The organism is Bordetella holmesii (assembly GCF_020735985.1).
Taxonomy (GTDB): Bacteria; Pseudomonadota; Gammaproteobacteria; order Burkholderiales; family Burkholderiaceae_B; genus Bordetella; species Bordetella holmesii.
In genome coordinates this window covers 319407-345450 of the sequence record NZ_CP085973.1, presented here as the reverse complement: position 1 = coordinate 345450, position 26044 = coordinate 319407, and the positions used below count along the sequence as shown (strand labels likewise).

Below are 26044 nucleotides of genomic sequence, written 5' to 3'. Positions count from 1 at the left end.
CTCAGCGCTCCTGCAAGGACTCTCCCAGCGTTTTGGTGATCGGTTTGGTCAGATAGTCCCATACCGAATGCTTGCCCGTTTTGATTTCCACCGTGGCCGTCATGCCCGGCTGAGTCTGGATGGGCTGCCCGCTGGCAGCACCGAGATCCCGGGCATCGGTTTTTATCTGCACACGATAGTAGGGCTGCTGAGCACCCTCCTTGGATTCGTCATAGAGCGTGTCGGCACTGATATAACTGACCCGCCCCTGCAGAGATCCGTAGATGGCGTAATCATAGGCGTCGAGCTTGATGTTGCTGGGCAGTCCCGCCTTGATGAAGGCAACGTCGCGCGGCTTGACCTTGGCCTCGATCACCAGATCCTCATCGACAGGCACGATTTGCAGGATCTCATCGCCCGGACGAGCCACTCCGCCCTGCGCCGTCGTCAAGCGGACATTGCGCACGACGCCATCCATTGGTGCATAGACTTCCGTATGCTCGAGCTGATCCTGACGTTGCGCCAGCACTTGCCGTGCGCCTTCGAGGTCTTCCTGCGCCTTGGCCAGATCCGCCTGCGCATTCTGGTAGAACTTGTTCCGCTTATTGGTGATCTGCCCGGTCAGGTCGACCACTTGCCGCTGCAGTTTGAGTACTTCGGCCCGGCTGACGTCCCCGCGCGCCACCAGGGGTTGGTTGAGGTTCAACTCCTCCTGGGCCAGTTTACGCGCGCGTTCCAGGGCGCCGAGCTCTTCGCTCAACGCAGCCTGGCGTCGCCGCATCAAGGCCATCTGATTGTCGCGTAGCTCCGGAAAGGCGCTGGCATCGGCGTCGAACTGCAACGGCGTTTCAAAGACCTCGGCCTGCAACCGCGCCACCGCCACCTTCAGACCTGCAACCTTGGCGACACTTTCCTGCATCGCCGCACGGGCGCGCGTCTGCTGAAAGCGGAACAAGGTTTGGCCACGTCTGACCGTGTCTCCCTCGCGCACCAGCATCTCCTCCAGCACGCCGCCATCGGGCGCCTGAATCACCTGGTTGCGGGAGCTGACGATCACCTGTCCGCTGGCACGTGTAATTTTGTCGAGCTCAGCCCAATGGGCCCACGCGACAAAACTGCCTACCGCCGCGACGACGAGCCAAAGCAGCGCACGGCTGCCACTGCCCACCTTGGCGTCTGCCTCCATGCTGCCCTCCTGAGCCGGATCATGCGTCATGCGGGGACCACCTCGGCAGGTTTGTTGGCGGCGTTCAGTTTTGCAATGACTTCATTGCGCGGCCCATCGAGCAATATCCGCCCGCCGTGCATCACGATAAGGCGGGTAAAGAGTGGTAAAAGCGCGGTCTTGTGCGTCGCGATCAATGCTGTGCGTCTGCCGTCCTGCAACTCCTGCTGCAACAGCCGCACGACCAGCGCCTCATTGTCGGCATCCATGGCGCCGGTGGGCTCATCGAGCAGCCATAACGATGGGCCGGACAGCAGCAGCCGCGTCAGCCCCAACTGCTGCTTTTGCCCGCCGGAGATCCCGCGCCCTCCCTCGGCGATCGGTAAGGCCAGGCCCTTGGACTGCCCACAAATCAGGCGTGACAGCCCCGTACGCCCGGCGGCCTCGAGCACGACGGCATCGCCCGGATCAGGCAAGCCCAGCAGAATATTCTCGCGCAGGGTGCCGCTGAGCAGCCGCAAGTTCTGAGGCAGATAACCGACTGCAGCCCGCGCCACGACCGGATCGAGCTGACCTGCATCGAGGTTAGACAGCAGAATGCGGCCCTCCTGCGGACGATACAACGTGCTGGCCAACTTCAGCAGCGTGCTCTTGCCCGACCCTACGGCGCCCAGCACGCCGACGCGCTCACCTTGGCGGATGTCGAGCCGCTCGACATCCAATGCCGCCTGGTCTTCGCGCGTGTACGCGAAGCGGACGCGCTCAAACCGTACAGACGGCTCGATCACGCCCGGCTTCAGGGTCTGCTCGCGCTCATCCTCTTCATTGGGCAGGGCAAGCAAATGGTCCAGGGAGTCGAGCGCGACACGGGCATGGGCCCATTGCATCATCACGCCCGGCAGTTGGATGAGCGGTGCCAGCGCACGATTGCTCAGAATCGAGCACGCCAGCAAACCACCCATTGTGATCTTGTTGTCGGAGACCAGCCAGGCGCCGAAGGCGATCGTCGCGACGTATCCCAACTGTTGCAGAGTGACTGTCAATTGCTGCGCGAGGCTGCTGTGGTCCCGGGATTGCCGCTCGGAGATAGCGGCTTCGTCGACCAACGCGCTCCAACGCGCCTGCAGGACAGGCTCAGCACCATTGGCCTTGATGGACTCGGCACCATCGACGGCCTCCACCAGCAGACCGGCTTTACGGTTGGCGGCAGTCTGCTGTCGCCGGGCATGCTTGCGCACCAGCGACTGCAGCCCCAGGCCCGTCAAGAGGGCCAGCGGCGCGACCACCACTGGTACCAGCGCAACCCAACTTCCGACCATCGCAATCACCGCGATATACAGAAAGGCAAAAGGCACATCGGCCAGCACGAGCAGCGAGGCGGAGGTCAATACGCCCCGGACCAATTCAAACCCTTTGATCTGCGAGGCCAGCGTGCCGACCATGGGCGGGCGCGCTTCCATTCTGACCCGCAGCATTCGCTCGAACAAACGCCGCGACAGCGATTGATCCACCGAGCTGGCGACGCGCTCCTGCATACGGCTGCGCACAAGCCTGAGCAAGAACTCCAGAATGACGGCCAAACTGACGCCAACCGTGAGCACCCACAGGGTCTGATGACCGTCATTGGGAATCACCCGGTCATACACCTGCATGGAGAACATCGACGTGCCCAGTGCCAGTAGGTTGGCCACTGTCGTGGCCACCAAGGCCTCGACAAAGGGCGAGCGCCTGCGCCAAAGCGCGGCGCCCACCCAGCGCAAGGCCCGGGCCTGCGTGTCGGGAGCGTTTGCAGGCGGCAATGCGGTCATTGCAGGCTCCCGGACTGCAGCCGCAGGCGCAGCGCCGCCGCCTGCCCCTCATATCGCACATCCACGCTGGCCAGTTCGGCCTGCTCCACTTCACGAACCGAGTTCATCATGTCTAACCAACTTTTGCGTCCGGCCACATACTGTCGCGAATAAGAATCGGCCACTTCGGCGGCCGTCACCTCGACGCGCCGGGCGATGTCAAGCCGCAGTTTTGCATCCGTCCACTGCGCCCAGTCCGTCTCGAACTGCTGCGACACCTCACGCCTGGCCGCCTCGCGCAGCATGCGTACGGACTCCACCTGCGATCTGGCCTCGCTTACCGCCGAGACGGCGGACAGCCCGGCTCCGGTCTGCCATTGCATGACCACCAGCGCCCGATTCGTCGACCCCGTGCCGCTACCCACCAAGGCAGCGCCCTGTACGTTTTCCAGTCGCAGCAACACTGCAGGGCTGAGCACCGCGCGACGCTCGCGCACGACGGCTTCGGCCTGCCTGAGCTCGGACGGCAGCCGCTTCAATCGCGGCGAAAGCGCCAGCGTCCGCTCCAGCAGCGCGTCCCTGTCGCTGACCCCGGTCTCGTCCGCCGCGCTGCCGATGACACGCGCTACGGGCTCGCCCACCAACTGCTCCAACTGCACCAGCGCGATGCGCAGCGATTGCCTGGCCGTATTGACATCATTTACACTCGTGAGCATGCGGGACTGCGCCAGGTTCAGGTCGGCCGTGGCGCTGACCTCCTGAGCGACGCGTCTGCGTATCATCTCCAGCAGCCTGTCCAATTGGACAACGTGCCCTTGCGCTACCCGGATACGCTCCTGTTGCCGCATAGCCTCACTGGCGGCATTGGCGACCCTCAAGCGCAACTCGAGCTGTGTTTCGCTGATGGCCGATGCTGCCGCCTGCACACGCTCATCCGCCGCGTCGATACCTGCATCGATCCGCCCTCCGGTCCACAGCGGCTGGTCCAACCGTATGGCGCGCGTCGACCCATTGGCATTGCCCGAGTTGCCGTTAGACAGTGAACGCGATCCGATCTCCACGCTGGGGGTCGGAAAACGCTGCCAACCAGCTGCGTCGCGATTAGCCTGAGCGGCGGCCTCGTCGGCCCGCCGCCCCGCCACGGAGGGGTGCGTGGTTTCGGCCGCCAACAACAAGGCCGGCAGGGTCCAATCCCGGCTGGCCATGGAGATAGCCGGCGCCAGGCAGCACAGCCCCAGCACCAGCCCCCGACGGCCCAGTGTCACCCAGCCGCCACGCTCAGAGCGCGGCGGCATCTGCATGTGGCAACGGCCCTTCATGCGTGCGTGATCGCCCCGTTGCTGAACTGCAACTGGTCCAGTGTCACGTTGCTGAGCAATATCGCCGTCGCCGCTACGTTGCTGCCGCTGGCTCCGTCATAGATCACAAGCGTGCTGCTGCCCTCGGCACTGGCGGTGAACGTGCCTGCTGCGTAATCACCCTGAACGGCATGGTACTGACCTGCTCCCCGTGATTAGTACGAAATCGATGTAGAGTCCGTTCCCAAAGGAATGGCAATGAAGAAACGATTTACGGAAGAGCAAATCATCGGCGTGCTCAAGGAAGCCGATGCAGGTGCCAAGCCCGCAGAGTTGTGCCGCAAGCACGGAATCTCCGAGGCAACGTACTACAACTGGAAGGCGAAGTTCGGTGGCATGACGGTGTCGGACGCTCAGAGGCTCAAGGAGCTGGAGCAGGAGAACAACAAGCTCAAGAAGCTGTTGGCCGAGTCGATGCTGGACAAGGCGGCGCTTCAGGATCTGCTAAGCCGAAAGTAGTCAGCCCGCAGGCCAAACGCGAGGCGGTCAGGACATTAATGACCGAGCGCAGCATGGGTGTTACCCGGGCCTGTGGGCTGGTAGGAATTTCGCGGTCGCTGTTTGCCTACGAGAGCACACGCTCAGGCGATGCTGCGCTGACCGAGCGCATGAAAGAGATGGCAGTGGCGAAACGACGCTACGGCTATCGGAGGATCCATGTGCTCTTACGTCGCGAAGGCTGGCAAGCAAATCACAAGCGAATCTGGCGGCTGTACAGTCTGGCAGGGTTAAGCGTGCGAAAACGAAAGCGTAAGCGAATCGCGGCGACCGAGCGCGTGGTTCGCCCAGCGGCAATCGCGCCGAATCAGAGTTGGTCAATGGACTTTGTGGCCGACGGCCTAGCCTATGGCCGCCGATTCCGCTGTTTGACTATCGTCGATGACTACACTCGCGAATGCCTGGCCATCGAGGTCGATACGTCGTTGCCGGGACTGCGTGTTGCCATGGTGCTGCAACGGCTGGCGGAGATGCGTGGCCTGCCGCGATCTATTACCGTGGACAACGGGCCAGAGTTCGCCGGAAGAGCCTTGGACGCCTGGGCCTACCAAGCAGGCGTAAAGCTGTCGTTTATTCGGCCGGGTAAGCCGGTGGAGAACGCTTATATCGAAAGTTTCAACGGCAAGTTCCGCGACGAATGCCTTAACGAGCACTGGTTCTTGTCCCTGCGACAGGCTAAAAGCTTGATCGAAAACTGGCGAGTCGAGTACAACACCGATCGGCCTCACAGCGCGCTCGGATATTTAACGCCGGCGCAATTCGTGCAGGCTCATCAGAAAGAAGGTCTTTTACCCCTGGGCTCTATGTCGGTGCCGTACTAAATCTGGGGGCAGGTCACTGGGCCCGCGGCGTGGCGAAGGGGGGCGAGGCACGGAGAAGTGCGCTACGAGGCAACCGAGCCTGGCCGGGTTATGCCGGCGGACGGTGTAGGGGCGGTGTAAATGTTTTGCGCAAAACAAAACCCCGTAAGCGGATAGCTTACGGGGTTTTGAGGAATAAAAGCCTGACGATGACCTACTTTCACAGACGTACGTCCACTATCATCGGCGCGAAGGCGTTTCACTGTCCTGTTCGGGATGGGAAGGAGTGGGGCCACCTTGCTATGGTCGTCAGGCGTAACCGGCTAAGCGGTTGACGCGTTGTCAACGGCTTGAATTTGGAAGAAGCAGCAACTGAGGTTGCGTTGATGTATGTTCAGACGGCACTGGCGCGAACTGGCCAGCAATCGTATATGTAAGACTAAAGAGTTATAGGATCAAGCCGCACGGGCAATTAGTATCGGTTAGCTTAACGCATTACTGCGCTTCCACACCCGACCTATCAACGTCCTGGTCTTGAACGACCCTTTAGGGGGATCTAGTCCCCGGGATACCTAATCTTCAGACGAGTTTCCCGCTTAGATGCTTTCAGCGGTTATCTCTTCCGTACTTAGCTACCCGGCAATGCCATTGGCATGACAACCGGTACACCAGAGGTACGTCCACTCCGGTCCTCTCGTACTAGGAGCAGGCTCCGTCAAGTATCCAACGCCCACGGCAGATAGGGACCAAACTGTCTCACGACGTTTTAAACCCAGCTCACGTACCTCTTTAAATGGCGAACAGCCATACCCTTGGGACCGGCTACAGCCCCAGGATGAGATGAGCCGACATCGAGGTGCCAAACACCGCCGTCGATATGAACTCTTGGGCGGTATCAGCCTGTTATCCCCAGAGTACCTTTTATCCGTTGAGCGATGGCCCTTCCATTCAGAACCACCGGATCACTATGTCCTGCTTTCGCACCTGTTCGACTTGTCAGTCTCACAGTCAAGCACGCTTATGCCATTGCACTATCAGCACGATTTCCGACCGTACCTAGCGTACCTTCGAGCTCCTCCGTTACACTTTGGGAGGAGACCGCCCCAGTCAAACTGCCCACCATGCACTGTCCCCGATCCGGATAACGGACCAAGGTTAGAACCGCAAACAAACCAGGGTGGTATTTCAAGGTCGGCTCCCTCGAATCTAGCGACTCGAGCTCAGCGCCTCCCACCTATCCTACACAGGCCGGTTCACAGTCCAATGCAAAGCTACAGTAAAGGTTCATGGGGTCTTTCCGTCTAGCCGCGGGTAGATTGCATCATCACAAACACTTCAACTTCGCTGAGTCTCGGGAGGAGACAGTGTGGCCATCGTTACGCCATTCGTGCAGGTCGGAACTTACCCGACAAGGAATTTCGCTACCTTAGGACCGTTATAGTTACGGCCGCCGTTTACCGGGGCTTCGATCAAGAGCTTGCACCCCATCACTTAACCTTCCGGCACCGGGCAGGCGTCACACCCTATACGTCGACTTTCGTCTTTGCAGAGTGCTGTGTTTTTAATAAACAGTCGCAGCCACCGATTCTCTGCGACCCCATCATGCTCAGCGCGCAGGCGCCTCACACTACCGGGGCATACCTTCTCCCGAAGTTACGGTATTAATTTGCCGAGTTCCTTCTCCCGAGTTCTCTCAAGCGCCTTGGAATATTCATCCCGTCCACCTGTGTCGGTTTGCGGTACGGTCTCGTACAGCTGAAGCTTAGAGGCTTTTCTTGGAACCACTTCCAATCACTTCGCGAGACATGCTCGCTCGAGCCACACCCTTGATTTACGCGCCCGGATTTGCCTAAGCGCCATCTTCAATGCAGCAACAGGGACATCCAACACCCTGATGATCTTCCGCGATCCGTCCCCCCATCGCACTGTACGACGGTGCTGGAATATTAACCAGCTTCCCATCAGCTACGCATCTCTGCCTCGCCTTAGGGGCCGACTCACCCTGCGCCGATGAACGTTGCGCAGGAAACCTTGGACTTACGGCGAGGGGGCTTTTCACCCCCTTTATCGCTACTCATGTCAGCATTCGCACTTCTGATACCTCCAGCAGCCTTCACAAGCCACCTTCGCAGGCTTACAGAACGCTCTCCTACCGCGTGTACATAGTACACACCCGCAGCTTCGGTTTATCGCTTAGCCCCGTTACATCTTCCGCGCAGGACGACTCGATCAGTGAGCTATTACGCTTTCTTTAAAGGGTGGCTGCTTCTAAGCCAACCTCCTGACTGTCTATGCCTTCCCACTTCGTTTCCCACTTAGCGATAATTCGGGACCTTAGCTGGCGGTCTGGGTTGTTTCCCTCTTGAGTCCGGACGTTAGCACCCGGTGCTCTGTCTCCCAAGCTGTACTTGCAGGTATTCGGAGTTTGCCATGGTTTGGTAAGTCGCCATGACCCCCTAGCCATAACAGTGCTCTACCCCCTGCAGTAATACTTGAGGCACTACCTAAATAGTTTTCGGAGAGAACCAGCTATTTCCAGATTTGTTTAGCCTTTCACCCCTATCCACAGCTCATCCCCTAGTTTTTCAACACTAGTGGGTTCGGTCCTCCAGCACGTGTTACCGTGCCTTCAACCTGGCCATGGGTAGATCATCTGGTTTCGGGTCTACACCCAGCGACTGGACGCCCTATTCGGACTCGCTTTCGCTACGCCTTCCCTATTCGGTTAAGCTCGCCACTGAATGTAAGTCGCTGACCCATTATACAAAAGGTACGCCGTCACCCCATAAAGAGGCTCCGACTGTTTGTATGCATACGGTTTCAGGATCTATTTCACTCCCCTTCCGGGGTTCTTTTCGCCTTTCCCTCACGGTACTGGTTCACTATCGGTCGATCACGAGTATTTAGCCTTGGAGGATGGTCCCCCCATCTTCAGACAGGATTTCACGTGTCCCGCCCTACTTCTCTTACGCCTAGTTCCACACTCTGCATTTCGTCTACAGGGCTATCACCTGCTACGGCCGGACTTTCCATTCCGTTCGACTATGCAAAATGCTAAATCGTAAAGGCTCTTCCGATTTCGCTCGCCACTACTTTCGGAATCTCGGTTGATTTCTTTTCCTCGAGCTACTGAGATGTTTCAGTTCACCCGGTTCGCCTCCACTGGCCTATGTATTCAGCCAGGGATACCGCTTGCGCGGTGGGTTTCCCCATTCGGATATCTGCGGATCAATGCTTGTTTGCCAGCTCCCCGCAGCTTTTCGCAGGCTACTACGTCCTTCATCGCCTGTGATCGCCAAGGCATCCACCATATGCACTTAGTCGCTTGATCCTATAACACTAAAGTCTTATAGGTGCTGTTCATTCGTGCTTGTGCCGTTCATAAGTTCAAAGCATCTGACCAAACGCTTGCGCGCCCAGCCAGTTCTTGAGACTTGGAACAAAATCATGCAATCACAACCCGTATCCGTCCTCATCGACTCGCGCCGACTACTAAACGAACACTTTACGTTGTGTTTCTTCCAAATTGTTAAAGAACATATATAGCTGTCGGGCCAAAACCCAACGCTTAACACTGACTCGCAGCACTAAGCGTTGCTCTCTCGCCTTCTGGTCTCGCCCCACACCCATCCTCTGGACAGGCTTTGGTGGAGGTGAACGGGATCGAACCGATGACATCCTGCTTGCAAAGCAGGCGCTCTCCCAGCTGAGCTACACCCCCATTTCCCTCTCAGGAAACCTTGGTGGGTCTGGTTGGATTCGAACCAACGACCCCCGCCTTATCAAGACGGTGCTCTAACCGACTGAGCTACAGACCCGCGAAACCTTTCTCTCTCGGATCAGCAGCCACCGATCCAGCAGCTATATAACAACAACCGATAAGCGTGGACACTTGACACGAGCACTCAAGCTCTTAAAGGAGGTGATCCAGCCGCACCTTCCGATACGGCTACCTTGTTACGACTTCACCCCAGTCATGAATCCTACCGTGGTAATCGCCCCCCTTGCGGTTAGGCTAACTACTTCTGGTAAAACCCACTCCCATGGTGTGACGGGCGGTGTGTACAAGACCCGGGAACGTATTCACCGCGACATGCTGATCCGCGATTACTAGCGATTCCGACTTCACGCAGTCGAGTTGCAGACTGCGATCCGGACTACGACCGGGTTTCTGGGATTGGCTCCCCCTCGCGGGTTGGCAACCCTCTGTCCCGACCATTGTATGACGTGTGAAGCCCTACCCATAAGGGCCATGAGGACTTGACGTCATCCCCACCTTCCTCCGGTTTGTCACCGGCAGTCTCATTAGAGTGCCCTTTCGTAGCAACTAATGACAAGGGTTGCGCTCGTTGCGGGACTTAACCCAACATCTCACGACACGAGCTGACGACAGCCATGCAGCACCTGTGTTCCGGTTCTCTTGCGAGCACTCCCAAATCTCTTCGGGATTCCAGACATGTCAAGGGTAGGTAAGGTTTTTCGCGTTGCATCGAATTAATCCACATCATCCACCGCTTGTGCGGGTCCCCGTCAATTCCTTTGAGTTTTAATCTTGCGACCGTACTCCCCAGGCGGTCAACTTCACGCGTTAGCTGCGCTACCAAGGCCCGAAGGCCCCAACAGCTAGTTGACATCGTTTAGGGCGTGGACTACCAGGGTATCTAATCCTGTTTGCTCCCCACACTTTCGTGCATGAGCGTCAGTGTTATCCCAGGAGGCTGCCTTCGCCATCGGTGTTCCTCCGCATATCTACGCATTTCACTGCTACACGCGGAATTCCACCTCCCTCTGACACACTCTAGCTCGGTAGTTAAAAATGCAGTTCCAAGGTTAAGCCCTGGGATTTCACATCTTTCTTTCCGAACCGCCTGCGCACGCTTTACGCCCAGTAATTCCGATTAACGCTTGCACCCTACGTATTACCGCGGCTGCTGGCACGTAGTTAGCCGGTGCTTATTCTGCAGGTACCGTCAGTTGCACAGGATATTAGCCCGTGCCGTTTCTTTCCTGCCAAAAGTGCTTTACAACCCGAAGGCCTTCATCGCACACGCGGGATGGCTGGATCAGGGTTGCCCCCATTGTCCAAAATTCCCCACTGCTGCCTCCCGTAGGAGTCTGGGCCGTGTCTCAGTCCCAGTGTGACTGGTCGTCCTCTCAAACCAGCTACGGATCGTCGCCTTGGTAGGCCGTTACCCCACCAACTAGCTAATCCGATATCGGCCGCTCCAATAGTGCGAGGCCCGAAGGTCCCCCGCTTTCCCCCGTAGGGCGTATGCGGTATTAGCCACGCTTTCGCGTAGTTATCCCCCGCTACCGGGCACGTTCCGATACATTACTCACCCGTTCGCCACTCGCCACCAGGCCGAAGCCCCGTGCTGCCGTCCGACTTGCATGTGTAAAGCATCCCGCCAGCGTTCAATCTGAGCCAGGATCAAACTCTTCAGTTTAATCTCTGTGTTGCGCCATCAGTGTTACCCAATGACGACTTTCGCTTGCTCAAAGGAAGTGAGGGATAGTTTCGAAAAACTATTCCTTACTTCATATATGAGCACTTGATAGTTTCGCTTCCCGACCAGGCTGAAACCCAGTCGTTGCGCACTCACATCAAGTGCCCACACTTATCGGTTGTTTAATTGTTAAAGAGCGGTACTGCCAAACTGCTTCGCTTGCCTGCCAACGTCGTGCAACTTACAGCGCCTTGCCTTGCTGTCGTCGCTGCATCGTTGTCAGCAGCAGAGAAACGAGATTATGAAGAAGTTTTTTAAGTTTGTCAACTCGGCTTCGCTTTTTTCGCGACGCTCGCAAAATTTCTTCTGCTCACGTTTGCCTTGCCAACTCACCACCTCCTCAGAGACTCGCGCCCCCGGGATCACCCCTCGGCAACCCTGCTTAGCAACTAGCGAAGCGTCCTGCGCCTTTCAGTGCAGATCAGGATTAACCCTGACGTTTCGTTAACTGCCAAGCCCGAAACTATAACACAACTTTTGCAGATCATGCAACCGAAGCCGCTTTATTTCTACACCGTCGTGCAACACTGGAATCCCGGCCGGCTCTTCGCCTAATCCTCACTCCCCGTGTTCGAAATCACTTCCCGCTTCCTGCGCCCCGCTCATGCGGCAATCGCCTCGGAAACCGAAAAACCAATCTCGCTTCGGTCCTCACTACACCGACTGCGTTGCATCTGCGTTGCTGTCTGTGCTGCGAGGGGGCGAACTATAGCACGGTTTTTTATCTGTCAAAACCAGACCCGTAGTTGCCCTGACAGGGATAACCCCGTGACACCCCGTCCCCGCCAGGAACCCGGGAAGGGCGGCCCTCGTCAGAAGACGCTCCCTATATATAGAAGGCCGCCGCCGGCCGGCACAGATGAAAAAAGGGCCCTGGGCCCTTAAAGGGACGCCGCGCGCGCCGGAGACAAGGATCAAGCCGCACGCCGGTTGGCAGGCTCCGGCAGACGCATCGACTCGGATTCGTTGTAACGCTGGTGCCAGGAGAAAGCCTCTTCGAGCAGATGCGGCGTCTGCCCGCCCCGCTCACAGGCGCGGTCGTAGTAGTCCTGCAGCGCGGCACGGTATGTGGGATGAACGCAATTCGCGATGACTGCCTGAGCCCGCTCGCGGGGCGACAAGCCCCGCAGATCTGCCAGACCACACTCGGTCACCAGGATGTCGACGTCATGCTCGTTGTGATCCACATGAGGCACCATGGGCACCACACTGGAGACCTCGCCATCTTTGGCGACGGACTTGCTCACGAAGATTGCCAGATGAGCGTTACGGGCAAAATCCCCGGATCCACCAATGCCGTTCATCATATGGGTCCCCCCCACATGGGTGGAGTTCACGTTGCCGTAGATGTCGAACTCCAGGGCGGTATTGATGGCGATAAGGCCCAATCGCCGTACGATTTCCGGTGCATTGCTGATTTCCTGCGGGCGCAGCACCAGCCTGTCTCGGTAGTCGTCCAGGTTATTGAGCAGTTTTTCATAGACCGGCTGAGACACGGTGATGGACGACGCCGAGGCAAACGCCAGCTTGCCGCTGTCGAGCAGGGAAATGGCGCTGTCCTGGAGCACCTCCGAATACATTGTCAGGCCCTCAAAGTCCGCCTGCTCGAACCCCTGCAGTACGGCATTTGCAATCGTGCCGATGCCTGCCTGCAGAGGAAACAGCGACCGCGTCAGTAGGCCGGCAGCCACCTCGCCTTCGAGAAAGCGCACGATATGGCCCGCGATCAGGGCGGTTTCTTCGTCGGCGGGCAACGCGTTCGAGGGGCTGTCCGGCGCGTCGGTGAACACGATGGCCGCGATTTTGGCCGGATCGACGGCGATGGCGCTCTTGCCTATGCGCTGATCCGCCGCGATCAGCGGCAAAGGCTGGCGCTGCCCGTGGGCCGCCGGCACATAGATATCGTGCAGCCCTTCGATCTCCACCGGCACACTCTGGTTGATTTCGACGATGACGACGGCAGCCTGCTCGGCAAAGGAGGCCGAATTGCCCACGGACATGGTCGGAATGATGCTGCCATCTTCGGTGATGGCGGCCGCTTCGATGATGGCCACATCGATCGGACCGATATGGCCGCTGCGCAGTTGCTCGACGGTTTCCGACAGATGCTGGTCGATGAAGCGCACGTCGCCCTGATTGATTTTGCGACGCAACGTGCTGTCGACTTGGAATGGCAGGCGACGCGACAGCACACCGGCGTCGGCCAACCGTTTGTCGGTATCGTGACCCAGCGAAGCGCCGGTGATAAGCGTGATCTGCAGGGGGAACTGTCCGGCGCGCTCGGCCAGCGCGGCCGGCACGGCCTTGCAGTCGCCAGCGCGCGTGAAGCCGCTCATGCCAACGGTCATGCCATTCTGAATGAGTTCGACGGCTGCCTGGGCAGTCGTCACACGCGAGCGCAGGCCGGCGTGACGGATACGGTCGAGGTCCATGGTGTCTCCAGACTTCTGTGCCGACCAACGAGCGCCCACGGCACGTTGCTGACAGATCGGGTCTCCACATGCCTGGACACCGTCTATCGCGGCGTTTTCCAATTCGCCATCGCGGGCTGCTGCCGGCGTATGGCGTGATCTCTGGAGTATAGAAACGCCCGGAAGAATCTCGTAATGACTTAAAATCATCAAGTTAAGTCGTTTTTTTCATCATTTGACGCTTATGGATATCCGCGCGCTGCGTTACTTCGTCGAAACCGTCGGTTGCGCCAGCTTCACGCAGGCGGCCAGAAAGTTATTCGTGACGCAGTCGACCGTCAGTAAGATGATTCGGCAACTGGAAGATGAGGTCAGCACCCCACTGTTGATCCGCGATGGCCATACCGCCCGCCCCACCGATACGGGCCGCATCGTCTACGAGCGCGGCCTGCATATCCTGGGCGCAATGCGTCAGCTCAATGCCGAAGTGCGCCAGGCGGTCGAACTCGAACGCGGCGAACTCGAAGTGGGTATCCCGCCCATGATCAACCTGCTTTTTATCCCCGTGGTTCAATGCTTTCGGCAGCGCTATCCACAGATCCGCCTAAGTCTGCGCGAGGGCACCGGCTAGGCGGTCGAACGTCTGGTATCCGCCGGAGAAATCGAAGTGGGCGCCACCGTGTTGCCCGTGGCCGCCAACGGACCGCTACAGGCCCGGCGTTTCGGCAGTTATTCGCTGTGGGCGGTGGGGCCCGCTGATGCGGTGTGGGCGGGAAAACTCACCTTGCCGTTGACCGCGTTGCGCGAGGTGCCCTTGCTCATACCCACTGACGATTTCGCACTGACCCGCCGGTTACGACAGGCCTGCGAGGCTGCCGGCTTCGATCCGCAGATCGCCGCGCAAAGCGCGCATTGGGATTTTCTGGCCGCCATGGCCGGCTCAGGGCTGGGCACGGCGATTCTGCCCGAACCGCTGGTGCAGATGCTCAAAACGCGGGGCCTGACCATGGCGCGTCTGGCCCGCGCCGGCGTGCAGTGGGAAATCGGCCATATATGGGTGCGCGACCGTTATCTCTCCTATGCCGCCCGTGCCTGGCTCGAGGTCTGCGATGAAATTCTTGGTGCGGGAGCGCGGGCGCAAGCCGCGTCGTCCGAGCAGGCGTAAACTGCCTGCCGATATATCCTGTTGCATCGCTGCATGTCCCTGTTGCACATGGCGAAGCGCCGCTTGCTATTCTGGCTCAGTCCTTGAGCATTGACCATGAAACCGACTCTCTCTTTCTGGCGCATGGCCTGCATGCGCCTGTTTGTCGTCCTGTCCTTGGCGCTGGCGCTGGGCAACGCGGCCGGGGCACCGCCCGCAACGGCGGCCGCGGACGCCGAGACGACCCTGGCCGAGGCCCGCAAGACCATCGATGCGCTGCGCAAAGATCTGGACCAGCAGACCAATGACGATGTGTTGGTCCAGCGCCGCAGCGATGCCTTGCAGATACAGGCGCAGGCCGATGCCATCGCCGAGGCGCTGGCGCCTCAGCAAGCCAGCGTAACCGCGCGGCTGACCGAACTGGGCCCGATCGCCGACGGCGCCCGGGACACGCCAGATGTGGCCGCGCAACGCGCCCAACTGGAAAAGAACAATCGCAACCTCGATGCCCAGGTAAAACTTGCCCGCCTGCTTTCGGTCGAAGCCGCCCAGACGGCCGAGCAGATTTCGGCGCTGCGCCGCACCCAGTTTCAGGCCAAACTGGGTGAACGCCGTGGCTCGTTGCTGGCCTCGAGCTTCTGGTCGGAGCTGCGCGGCGAACTGCCCCGCGACCTTTCGCGGTTGAGTGATCTATTAGACGACCTCTACGCCACAGTGGCCGATACTCCGGGCTGGGTCTGGACGTCGATCGCCGTTCTGGTCGCGGTAGGGGTTGCCCTGCGCTATTGGGCCGGGCAGATGCTGTTGAGGCTGACCGCCACCCGCGTGCCACCCGGCAGACTGCGGCGTTCGGTGCTCGCCGTGGCGGTTGTGGCGCTGTCGACCCTCGCCCCGGCGCTGGTCGCTGAGCTGGTGGTCATCGGCCTGACCTGGCATGGCGAAATCGCCGACGATGTGCAAATACTGCTGACCAGTCTGGTGGAGATGGCGGCTTTCGGCGGTTTCGTGGCGGGACTCGGTTATGCGTTGCTGTCCATTCACCGTCCTTCCTGGCGCCTGCCGCCCCTGCCCGACGTGGCCGCCGACGGGCTGCGCCGTCTGCCTCTGACACTGGGCATACTCGTGGTGGCTGCCTGGTTGGCCGAACGCCTGCCCGTGCTCATCAACGCCAGCCTGACCGGCACGATCGCGTTGAACAGTCTGGTCGTCACGGTCATGACGCTGGTACTGATGGCGGCGCTGGCGCGCACCGAACGGTTACGCCGCCGGCTGGGCGAGACGCCCCCTCCCCGGCCGTTATGGCTGGCCGCACTCACCGTCATCGCCTGGATCGTGCTGGGATTGAGCCTGCTGGCGCTACTGACCGGTTATGCGGCGCTGGGCAGTTTTCTCGTCCGGCAGACCATCTGGACACTGATCGTCATGGCCACGGCCTATCTGGCCTCCGTGCTGATCGACGATGGCTTCACGACGCTTTTGGGCGGGCCGGCCAAAGAAGAGCCGCCGACCCTGCAGACGCGTCTGCGCGGGCAGGCGGGGGTTCTGCTGTCTGGGGTCGGCCGGCTGATGGTGATACTCATCGCCGTGGTTCTCTTGCTTGCGCCGTTCGGAGAAGCTCCCACCGACCTGCTTCACAGGCTGGATCAGCTATACAAAGGCCTGCAGATAGGCGAGGTCCAGATCCGTCCGGGAGCCGTTGCCCAGGCTCTGCTGGTGCTGGCCGCTGGCCTGCTATCGGTCAGATTGCTCAAACGCTGGCTGGCCACACGTTATTTGCTCACGACCGAGCTGGATCCCGGCATGCAGGTGTCGGCGGCCACGCTGTTTGGCTACGCTGGCGTGGTGGTTGCCGTCGCTCTTGCTTTATCTGCGCTGGGCATCGGCCTGGAACGCGTGGCGTGGATCGCCAGCGCGCTGTCAGTGGGTATCGGTTTCGGCTTGCAGGCGGTGGTTCAAAACTTTGTGTCCGGCCTCATCCTGCTGGCCGAGCGGCCGGTCAAGGTCGGCGACTGGGTGTCGTTAGGAGGCATCGAGGGCGACATTCAACGCATCAACGTGCGCGCCACCGAGATCCAGATGAGCGACCGTTCTACGGTCATCGTGCCGAACTCGGAGTTCATCACCAAGACCGTACGTAACGTCACGCACGCCAATCCCATCGGCCTGGTGCAGATCAAATTGCCCATGCCCTTGTCGACGGACGCTCAACAGGTGCGGCAGATCATGCTGGAGGCGTTTGCCGCCCATGAAAACATCCTGGAGAGTCCCGCCCCCAATGTCTATCTGGACGGCATCGACAACGGTCATTTGCTGTTCAACGCCAAGGCGTACGTCAGCTCTCCGCGCACGGCCTACGGGGTACGCAGCGCGCTACTGTTCGAGATGCTGCGCAGGCTGGACGAGGCGGGCCTGGAGATGTCTTCGCCCAACACCATGGTGTTGCGCGCCGACAATAGCCCGCCGCTGGAGCCGCCGCCCAGCTCGGCGGCCGCCCCGCTCTGACTCACAATATCATCTGGAGCAAGGTGCGCGAGGCGGGGACGAACAAACCCAGCCCCGCCGCGATGAGCAGTACGAAAACCATGCGTTTGACTGACCGGATGGCGTGCGCCGAGGCAAAGCGGCGCACCAGCATGGTCAGGATAACGACGACCGGCAAGGCTTCCAGACTCATCCACAGGGTGTTGACATGAATGCTGCCCTGCCATGTCACCAGGCTCAGGCGAACGACGGCATTGGCCGCGAAAAGGACGAGCAGCGAATTGTGGATGACGGCCAGGGGCAGCGGCTGCCGGTACAACTGATACACCATGGGTGGGCCCGCGCTGGAGAACAATCCCCCCAGCAGCCCGGATACCAGGCCAAACGACAGAAATACCCGCCGGGACGAGATCTGCGCCAGTTGACGGGCCTGCATTACCAGCATGAATGCGCACACCAGAATGGTCAGCCCCAGCAACCATTGCAGGATCACGGACAGCCTGCCATGGATGAGATCGAGGGCCGCTACGCCCAGCGCGACGCCGACAAGGCTGCTGATCAAGGCCGGCCGCAGCAAGGCCCAATTCACTTGCGGACGGTTGCGGCCTATGGCCACCAGCGCATTGATCAGTGTCAGGATGCTGACCGTATTGGACATATCGGGCAACGGCGCCAGGCCGGCGAGACTGGACAGGCCGAGCAGCACCAACCCGAAGGCGAAGCCCGTCATGGTCTGCGCGTAGGTCGCCAGCGCGACAGCCAGCAGAAAGAGCACGTGCTGACCGGGACTCATGCGCGACGGCCCCGGCCGGCATAGATATTCAGGGCCAGGCCGCACAGGACCAGGCACGTCGCGAGGATCTTCCAGCCCGGCAATGGTTCGGCCAGTAAAAGCGTGGACGACACCATGCCGAACACCGGCACCAGCAGCGCCAATGGCGTGACCAACGCGGCCGGATGCCGCACCAGCAACCAGTTCCAGATGCCGAAGCCCAGCACGGTATTGCCCACGGCCTGCCAGAACACAGTCGCCCAACCGAGCCAGCTGGCATGTGTGACGGCGTCAACGATACGGCCCGGGCCCTCCACGAGCAGGCTGATACCCAGCACGGGAATGATGGCAAAGATACTGCTCCAGACGATAAATGCGGCCATATTGACGCGGCCGACTCCACGCACCACGGTGTTGGCACAGGCCCAACACAATCCGGCAGCCAGCACCAGTCCCAGGCCTGCCAGCGTCACGGCGGCCATCGGGTCCGCCACGCTGTGCCAGGCCACCAGCAGATACCCGGCTGCGGCCAGACTCAATGCGGCATACTGGCCCAGGCGCGGCCGTTCGCCAGCGAGGATCATGGCAAGAATGATGGTGAAAAACACCTGCGACTGCACCACCAGCGAAGCCAGGCCGGGCGAAATGCTGCCCTGCATGGCCCAATAGAGCAGCCCGAACTGGCCTGCGCCCAGCAATACGCCCACCGCCGCCATCGCGGACCATGGAACGTTCGGCCGGCGGAAAAAAAACAGCCAGGGCACTACGCACAACACAAAGCGCAAGGCGGCGAACAAAAAGGGAGGAAAATCGGCCAGCCCCCATTTGATGACGACGAAGTTGGTGCCCCAGATGAAAACCACTAACAAGGCCAACAACAAATGGGTAAAGGGCATGGCAGCGCCGCCGGCGGATGGCAAAGAAGGCGAGTGTACCGAAGTGTCCACAGCCTCGCTGGCCACGCATTAAGGCGTCGGTAAGCATCCGCCGCAGGCCCGGCCCATGGGCAAGCGTGACAGCTTCACGCTAGGATGCTGCGATCCGCAGGCCGCAGGCCGCGCTCTTCAAGGAGAATCAACGTGATCCAGGAAATCGCCAGCATTCGTATCAAGGCCGGCCAGGAAGCCGCATTCGAGGCCGGCGTCAAAGCTGCCGTGCCATTGTTTCTGCGCGCCAAAGGCTGCCATGGCGTCGAATTGCATCGTTGGGAAGAGTCGGCGCAGGATTACACCCTGGTAGTCCAGTGGGAAACGGTAGACAACCACATGGTGGACTTCCGCAATTCGGCTGACTTTCAGGAGTGGCGCCGACTGGTAGGCGAGCATTTTGCCGCGCCGCCGCAAGTCCACCACGAAGCACGCGTGGTCTGATCGCGCCTGGCGCCCCTAAACGGGCGCAGGCGTCTGCCTGACCGCCAGGCGAGCTCGTGCGGCCAGGACCACGGCCACGGTCGTATGGACATCGGCCAGCGCCCGGTGGGTAGGGGTGGCCGCGCCCAGATGATGGGCCAGAATGCCCAGTTTGTGCGAGGCCAGCTCCGGCCAGGCCTGGCGGGCCAGCCGTAAGGTGCAATAGGTTTCGTTGTCGAATGGCAGGCCGCAACGCTGCGAGGCCGCCAGCAGGAATCGCGTATCGAAGGCCGCATTGTGAAAAAACACCGGCGCGGCTCCGACAAACGCACGAAAGTCGCCGAAGACCTGTTCGACGGGCTGTCCTTGCCGGGTGACTTCCTGCTGGGAAATGCCGGTCAGCCGTGCAATAAAACTCGGGACGGTGCCCTGGATACGCACCACCTGACTGAACTCGCGCGTGATCCACCCCTCGATATCCACCGCAACCGCTGCAAACTCAAGGATTTCGCAGGAGGCCGCCGACAACCCCGTGGTCTCCAGGTCGGCAACCACGAAATCGCCGCTCAGCGCCCGCAAGGCGCGCGAGGTAGCCGCGTCGGAGGTAGACGGGCGACGGCGCAAGGCAACAGAAGGTGGCAAGTCCAACCCCAGCAGACAGGAAAGCTGCCATTGTAGGTCCGCCCGTGGGCCGTGGCGCACAGGTCACAGGTCTTATATAAGATATAAGACATTTGCTTGCGAACGCCGGTTGGTTCTAAAATGCCCACACTTCCTACTAACCGACACTCGCAGGCCTCTCATGCTGGAAACGTACCGCCAACATGTGGCTGAACGCGCCGCGCTGGGCATCCCCCCGCTTCCGCTTTCCGCCCAACAAACCGCTGACCTGATCGAACTGCTGAAGAACCCGCCCGCGGGCGAAGAGCACTTCCTGCTGGACCTGTTGACGCATCGCGTCCCGGCCGGTGTGGATGACGCCGCCAAGGTCAAGGCGTCTTATCTTGCCGCCGTCGCGCTGGGCAAAGAATCGTGTGCGCTGATCAGCCGCGCCAAGGCAACCGAACTGCTGGGCACCATGCTCGGCGGCTACAACATCGGCCCGCTGATCGAACTGCTGGATGACGCCGAGGTAGGCACGGTTGCCGCCGAAGGCCTGAAGAAAACCCTGCTGATGTTCGACGCCTTCCATGATGTGAAGGAAAAAGCGGACAAGGGCAATGCCAATGCGCGCGGCGTGCTGCAGAGCTGGGCCGATGCCGAGTGGTTCACCAGCCGCCCCGAAGTGCCCCAGAGCCTGACCATCACGGTCTTCAAGGTGCCGGGCGAAACCAATACCGACGACCTGTCGCCCGCTCCCGACGCGACTACGCGCCCGGACATCCCCATGCACGCTCTGGCGATGCTGAAGAACAAGCGCGAAGGCGCCAACTTCCAGCCCGAAGAAGACGGCAAGCGCGGCCCGGTCAAGTTCATCGAATCGCTCAAGGACAAAGGCCATCTGGTCGCCTATGTGGGCGACGTGGTCGGTACCGGCTCTTCGCGCAAATCGGCAACCAACTCGGTGCTGTGGTTCACGGGCGAAGACATCCCCTTCGTGCCGAACAAGCGTTTCGGCGGCGTGTGCCTGGGCAGCAAGATCGCTCCCATTTTCTACAACACGATGGAAGATGCCGGCGCCCTGCCGATCGAGCTGGACGTCTCCAAGATGGAAATGGGCGATGTCGTCGAGCTGCGCCCCTATGACGGCAAGGCCCTGAAGAACGGTGAGGTCATTGCCGAATTCCAGGTCAAGTCGGATGTCCTGTTTGACGAAGTGCGCGCCGGCGGCCGTATTCCGCTCATCATCGGCCGCGGTCTTACTGCCAAGGCCCGTGAAGCGCTGGGTCTGCCGCCCTCGACGCTGTTTCGCCTGCCCATGGATCCGGCCGACAGCGGCCGAGGCTTCAGCCTGGCTCAGAAGATGGTCGGTCGCGCCTGCGGTCTGCCTGAAGGCCAGGGCGTGCGCCCGGGCACTTACTGCGAACCGAAGATGACCTCGGTGGGCAGCCAGGACACCACGGGCCCCATGACCCGTGACGAACTCAAGGATCTGGCTTGCCTGGGCTTCTCGGCCGATCTGGTGATGCAGTCGTTCTGCCACACCGCAGCCTATCCCAAGCCCGTGGACGTCAAGACGCACCACACGCTGCCGCAATTCATCAGCACGCGCGGTGGCATTTCCCTGCGTCCGGGCGATGGCGTGATTCACTCGTGGCTCAATCGCATGCTGCTGCCCGACACCGTCGGCACTGGCGGCGACTCGCACACGCGCTTTCCGATCGGGATTTCCTTCCCGGCCGGCTCGGGCCTGGTGGCCTTTGCCGCTGCCACCGGCGTCATGCCGCTGGACATGCCGGAGTCGGTGCTGGTGCGCTTCAAGGGCAAGATGCAGCCTGGCGTGACGCTGCGCGATCTGGTCAACGCCATTCCGCTGTATGCCATCAAGCAAGGCATGCTGACCGTCGCCAAGCAAGGCAAGAAGAACATCTTTTCCGGCCGCATTCTCGAGATCGAAGGCCTGCCTGATCTGAAGGTCGAACAGGCTTTCGAACTGTCGGACGCCTCGGCTGAACGTTCGGCCGCCGGTTGCTCGGTGCGCCTGAACAAAGAACCCATCATTGAGTACATCAACAGCAACATCGTGATGCTCAAGTGGATGATCGCCAATGGCTACGAAGACGAGCGTTCCATTGCTCGCCGTATCAAGGCCATGGAAGCCTGGCTGGCCGACCCCAAGCTGCTCGAGCCGGATGCCGATGCCGAGTACGCTGCCGTGATCGAAATCGATCTGGCCGATATTCACGAACCCATCGTCGCCTGCCCCAACGACCCTGACGACGTCAAGACGTTGTCGGATGTCGCCGGCGCCAAGATCGACGAAGTGTTCATCGGCAGCTGCATGACCAATATCGGCCACTTCCGTGCAGCGTCCAAGCTGCTCGAAGGCAAGCGCGATATCCCGGTCAAGCTGTGGGTGGCTCCGCCGACCAAGATGGATGCCCAGCAGTTGACCGAGGAAGGCCATTACGGTGTCTTCGGTACTGCTGGCGCCCGCACCGAAATGCCGGGCTGCTCGCTTTGCATGGGCAACCAGGCACAAGTCCGCGAGGGCGCGACCGTCATGTCGACCAGCACCCGCAACTTCCCCAACCGCCTGGGCAAGAACACCAATGTCTACCTGGGTTCGGCGGAACTGGCAGCCATCTGCTCGCGTCTGGGCCGCATCCCGACGAAGGAAGAGTACCTGTCCGATATGGGCGTCATCAACAAGAGTGGCGACCAGATCTACAAGTACCTGAACTTCGATCAGATCGCTGACTACAAAGACGTGGCCGATTCGGTCGCCGTCTAAGCTGGCAGCCCCTCCAGCCCCACCCCGGCCGGGCTGAAACGACAAACCCTCCCGTCAAACGGAGGGTTTGTCGTTTTTGGGCCGCTGCGCGGCGGCCCAATCGGCGGCCACAAAAAAACCCCCGGCAGCCACGAGGCTATCGGGGGTTTCGGGCCTTGGCAAACCGGCAATAGCGCCGGTTTGGCTCGCAGAAGGATCAGAATGCCATGCTGGCCGTGAACGTGAAGGTACGCGGCGCACCTTGCACCAGGTAGCCATAGCCGGGGTAGCCGCCCACCGATGCCCAATAGTCGCGATTGGCGAGGTTTTCGACGCGCGCGCGCCAGACCACCGTGTGGCCACTGATTTCGGTGGCGTAGCGCAGGCCGGCATCCAGACGGGTCCAAGCCCGGCGCCTTGAGCGTATTGGTCGCATTGACGTAGGACGAGCCGGTGTAGACCACGCGACCGTCGATAGACAGACCTTCGATGCCGGGGATATCCCACTCCACACCCAGGTTGGCCTGGTATTCCGGCACGCCGATCACGCGCTTGCCATCGGTGGTATTGGAGCCGGTGGAGCGCTGCTTGGCATCGAGTCAGGTCACGCCACCCAGCACGCGAACGCTGGGGGCCACCTGGCCGTACCAGGTCAGCTCCAGGCCCTGGTGGCGATCCTTGCCGCTTTCCGTGAACTGCTGATTGGCATTGACGAAGGAACGGGGCTTGTCGGTGGAGAAAAAGGCCAGGCCGGCGCCAATGCCGTCACGCTGCAGCTTGACGCCCACTTCCTTTTGCTTGGAGACGTAAGGACGCAGCATGGCGCCCGCGTTCGTCACCGGAAGGCCGTTAGAGTTGGCCGGTGCAGTATCGCCTGCCGTCAGCGCCTCGATGTAATTGGCATACAGCGAGATTTCCGGCGTGACGCGCCAGACGATGCCGGCGGCCGGCGAATTGCGGCTTTCGTCATACGCCTTGGAACCCACGCCGGTGTTGTAGGCGAAGTCGCGGCTGTAGAGACGCTGATGCCGCAGTCCGAGCGTGAGCAGCACGCTGTCGTCGAGCACCGACATCGTGTCACCCAAGGCAACGCTGGTCATGCGCACGCGGCCGTTGAGCGCGGGGTCTCCCAGATCGTTGCCAAACAGCGTGGCCGCGCTGAAAGCGGGTTTGGGACTGTGCACCGGACTATAGATGTTGGTCGCCGTGGTGTTGGCATAGTCCATCGCATAGGCGTTTTTCTTCTCGAGCTCGAAGTAAGAGGCCGCCAGTACCGCTTCATGCTTGACCGGCCCGGTGTCCAGCTTGGCACGCAAGCCGATTTCACCGGTGTCGACCTTGTCTTTGCGGACGTTATCGAAACGGTAGAAGTTTCCGTTGCCGGAGGAATCGACGTTGTTGACGTTGGCCAACGAGTTGATTTCTTTGCTGTCGCGATGGCCGTAGGCCGCATAGGCCGTCAGGGTGTCGGTAAGGTCGTACTCGCCACGCAAAGTACCGAAAACATCGCGCTCGTTGGAGTAACTCCAGTCCTGTGCGTAGTTGGTGCTCGAATGCGGCGCATCCGGTACCGACGTGGCGGTGCCTGCCAACGAAACGTTGGGGCGACCGCGCTTGATACGGTTGTACTGATAACCGATGTCGGCCGAAATCCGTGCGCGGTCGTTGTGCCAATCCAGGCCGACCAACGCGGCAGTAGTCCGGCCGAACTCGCCGTCGACCTCGCTTTCGCCGCCACGCTGGCCGACGTTGATGCGGATGCCGGTGCTGTCATCCGGGCCGAAGCGGCGGGCGATGTCGGCCGAGAACTGCGCCGCGCCGCCAGAAGAAATACCCGTGGTGAATTCGGTCAGCGGCTCATTCGGGGCGCGCTTGGGCACCAGGTTGATGGCGCCCCCTACACCGCCGCCGGTCGGCGGCGTGCCGGTCAGGAAGTTGGATGCCCCACGCAGCACCTCGACGCGCTCGAAGAACTCCGAAGCAATGTACTGACGAGGCATCAGGCCATAGAGACCGTTATAGGCGATGTCTTCCGAGCTAAGCAGAAAACCACGCACGAAATATGATTCCTGGAAATTGCCAAAGCCACGCGCCACGCGCACGCCAGGATCGTTTTGCAGGACATCGGCCACACTGCGCGCCTGTCGGTCTTTGATCAACTCGCTGGTGTAGCTCGTCATGGAGAACGGCGTCTCCAGGTTGTCGCGCGTACCCAGAATCCCCGCACGGCTGCCCGTGGCGACCTGTCCACCGTCGAACGCCGGGGCCAGACCGGCAGCGGAGGCATCGGCACTGGCCTCGACCTTGATCGAACCGAGGGTGACGGAATTGTCGCTGGTGGCCGGCGCCGATTGAGCGTGGAGGACGCCCCAGGGCAGGACGGCCGCCAAATAAGCGAGACGGGGGAGATTTTTCATTGATCGTCCGGAGGGATAAGGTCTTGTCACGGGATACACCAGGCCACACTGCACAAACGGTATGTGGGCCGCCGATGCCGTCCCGGCTCGGGCTGAATAATAACCAACGAGGAGAATGATTCTCATTTGTAAGCTTATTTTCAGCATATTGCGTGGCGCGCATGCAACAACCATGCCGCATCTTCCCCCGCGCATCCCTAATCCGCCTTCGGGCATTCCGGCCGCCACCCCTTAGAATCGGCCTGACCATTGCCGCAGAACGCCGCCGATGCTTCCACGTTTGGCCCTTCTCACCACCTTGCTGATCTTGAGCGGCTGCGCCAGCACACGCCCGCCCGCCGATCCCGAGAATATCTGCGCCATCTTCCGCGAGAAGCCGCAATGGCATGACGCGGCGCTCAAGGCTCAGGAAAAGTGGGGCGCGCCGGTGCAGGTGCCGATCGCGATGATGTACCAGGAGTCGAGTTTCAAACACGATGCGCTGCCCCCACGCTATTACTTTCTGGGATTCATCCCCTGGGGACGCGTCAGTTCGGCCTATGGCTATGCACAAGCCAAGGACGAAACCTGGGAGGATTACAAGCGCGAGGCCGGCGGCTGGTTGGCAAACCGGGACGATTTCGCCGACTCGATCGACTTCATGGGCTGGTACATGGCCAAGACCCAACGCATCAACAGTATTTCCAAATGGGATGCCTATGGGCAGTACCTGAATTACCACGAAGGCTGGACGGGCTACCGCAACCGCAGCTTTGAGCGCAAAGCCTGGCTGCAACGGGTCGCGCGCCAGGTTCAAGCCCGTGCCGAGCGGTTCGGCGCGCAGTACCAGCAGTGCCAGCGCGAACTGAGCCGGGGCGGCTGGCTGTTTTAGCCCTGGCGTGGCGCGCAGCAAGGCGCGCGTCATGGAAACTTGGTAATAATAAAGATCCGGCGCGCGCCGGGCCTGACCGCCCTGCCCTGGCCGCTGCATCGAGCGCCTGAACTTTGACCGGACATCCCGGTC

Annotated in this window: 12 protein-coding genes, 2 tRNA genes, 3 rRNA genes and 2 pseudogenes; 6 read left to right on the top strand and 13 right to left on the bottom strand. The window is 60.6% G+C overall.

Annotation, left to right across the window (positions count from 1 at the left end):
- Nucleotide 1: 1 nt before the first annotated feature.
- Genes LK440_RS01605 through LK440_RS01595 form a run of 3 tightly spaced genes read right to left on the bottom strand, consistent with a single transcriptional unit; the run spans nt 2 to nt 4226 of the window.
- Nucleotides 2-1195 carry an HlyD family efflux transporter periplasmic adaptor subunit gene (locus tag LK440_RS01605; RefSeq protein ID WP_005020070.1) on the bottom strand — a complete coding sequence of 398 codons (1194 nt, stop codon included), beginning with the start codon at nt 1193-1195 and terminating at the stop codon, nt 2-4.
- Nucleotides 1192-2952: an ATP-binding cassette domain-containing protein gene (locus LK440_RS01600; RefSeq protein ID WP_005016057.1), complete on the bottom strand. Its 1761-nt coding sequence runs from the start codon at nt 2950-2952 to the stop codon at nt 1192-1194. The genes LK440_RS01605 and LK440_RS01600 overlap by 4 nt, the downstream gene beginning before the upstream one ends.
- On the bottom strand, nt 2949-4226 hold the full coding sequence (locus tag LK440_RS01595) for a TolC family protein (RefSeq protein ID WP_227944760.1): 1278 nt from the start codon (nt 4224-4226) through the stop codon (nt 2949-2951). The genes LK440_RS01600 and LK440_RS01595 overlap by 4 nt, the downstream gene beginning before the upstream one ends.
- Before the next feature lie 261 nt (nt 4227-4487).
- Between LK440_RS01595 and LK440_RS01590 the strand changes: the two genes are divergently transcribed.
- A protein-coding gene (locus tag LK440_RS01590) for an IS3 family transposase (protein ID WP_101557886.1) occupies nt 4488-5608 on the top strand; the annotation gives its coding sequence in 2 pieces (ribosomal slippage) (nt 4488-4740 and nt 4740-5608; 1122 coding nt in all).
- A 180-nt stretch (nt 5609-5788) separates the two neighbouring features.
- Here the strand turns inward: LK440_RS01590 and rrf are convergent.
- From rrf to LK440_RS01560, 6 genes are all read right to left on the bottom strand, one after another.
- Nucleotides 5789-5901: ribosomal RNA gene (rrf, locus tag LK440_RS01585) — 5S ribosomal RNA — on the bottom strand.
- A 137-nt stretch (nt 5902-6038) separates the two neighbouring features.
- Nucleotides 6039-8918: ribosomal RNA gene (locus LK440_RS01580) — 23S ribosomal RNA — on the bottom strand.
- Nucleotides 8919-9232: 314 nt separating this feature from the next.
- Nucleotides 9233-9308, bottom strand: a tRNA-Ala gene (locus LK440_RS01575).
- A 20-nt stretch (nt 9309-9328) separates the two neighbouring features.
- Nucleotides 9329-9405: transfer RNA gene (locus LK440_RS01570), tRNA-Ile, on the bottom strand.
- A 97-nt stretch (nt 9406-9502) separates the two neighbouring features.
- A 16S ribosomal RNA gene (locus LK440_RS01565) occupies nt 9503-11034 on the bottom strand.
- The 16S, 23S and 5S rRNA genes sit together here with 2 tRNA genes alongside, the layout of an rRNA operon.
- Nucleotides 11035-12008: 974 nt before the next feature.
- Nucleotides 12009-13526: an acetyl-CoA hydrolase/transferase family protein gene (locus LK440_RS01560; protein WP_005016064.1), complete on the bottom strand. Its 1518-nt coding sequence runs from the start codon at nt 13524-13526 to the stop codon at nt 12009-12011.
- 223 nt (nt 13527-13749) lie between these two features.
- On the opposite strand from LK440_RS01560, the pseudogene LK440_RS01555 reads away from it, so the two are divergent.
- A pseudogene (locus LK440_RS01555) lies at nt 13750-14670 on the top strand (LysR family transcriptional regulator).
- A 96-nt stretch (nt 14671-14766) separates the two neighbouring features.
- A complete protein-coding gene (locus LK440_RS01550) occupies nt 14767-17151 on the top strand; it encodes a DUF3772 domain-containing protein (protein ID WP_101557887.1) in 2385 nt (794 codons plus the stop codon).
- Between the two features lies 1 nt (nt 17152).
- Here LK440_RS01550 and LK440_RS01545 read toward each other — a convergent pair whose 3' ends face one another.
- Together LK440_RS01545 and LK440_RS01540 are read right to left on the bottom strand one after the other, a co-directional pair.
- Nucleotides 17153-17923 carry a TSUP family transporter gene (locus tag LK440_RS01545; protein WP_005016066.1) on the bottom strand — a complete coding sequence of 257 codons (771 nt, stop codon included), beginning with the start codon at nt 17921-17923 and terminating at the stop codon, nt 17153-17155.
- Complete coding sequence (locus tag LK440_RS01540; RefSeq protein ID WP_005016068.1) at nt 17920-18798, bottom strand: EamA family transporter; 879 nt, start codon at nt 18796-18798, stop codon at nt 17920-17922. Before LK440_RS01540 ends, LK440_RS01545 begins: the two co-directional genes overlap by 4 nt.
- A gap of 183 nt (nt 18799-18981) precedes the next feature.
- On the opposite strand from LK440_RS01540, the gene LK440_RS01535 reads away from it, so the two are divergent.
- The gene (locus LK440_RS01535; protein ID WP_005016069.1) at nt 18982-19272 is read left to right on the top strand and encodes an antibiotic biosynthesis monooxygenase family protein; all 291 of its coding nucleotides are present in this window, start codon (nt 18982-18984) and stop codon (nt 19270-19272) included.
- Nucleotides 19273-19287: 15 nt separating this feature from the next.
- Here LK440_RS01535 and LK440_RS01530 read toward each other — a convergent pair whose 3' ends face one another.
- Nucleotides 19288-19893 carry a 3'-5' exonuclease gene (locus LK440_RS01530; protein WP_227944759.1) on the bottom strand — a complete coding sequence of 202 codons (606 nt, stop codon included), beginning with the start codon at nt 19891-19893 and terminating at the stop codon, nt 19288-19290.
- Nucleotides 19894-20053: 160 nt separating this feature from the next.
- Between LK440_RS01530 and acnB the strand changes: the two genes are divergently transcribed.
- Entirely contained in the window at nt 20054-22645 is a 2592-nt protein-coding gene (gene acnB, locus LK440_RS01525) for a bifunctional aconitate hydratase 2/2-methylisocitrate dehydratase (protein WP_005016071.1), read from the top strand.
- Nucleotides 22646-22841: 196 nt separating this feature from the next.
- Here acnB and LK440_RS01520 read toward each other — a convergent pair.
- Nucleotides 22842-25041: pseudogene (locus tag LK440_RS01520) on the bottom strand (TonB-dependent receptor).
- A gap of 268 nt (nt 25042-25309) precedes the next feature.
- Between LK440_RS01520 and LK440_RS01515 the strand changes: the two are divergent.
- Entirely contained in the window at nt 25310-25912 is a 603-nt protein-coding gene (locus LK440_RS01515) for a transglycosylase SLT domain-containing protein (protein WP_005016073.1), read from the top strand.
- Nucleotides 25913-26044: the final 132 nt, after the last annotated feature.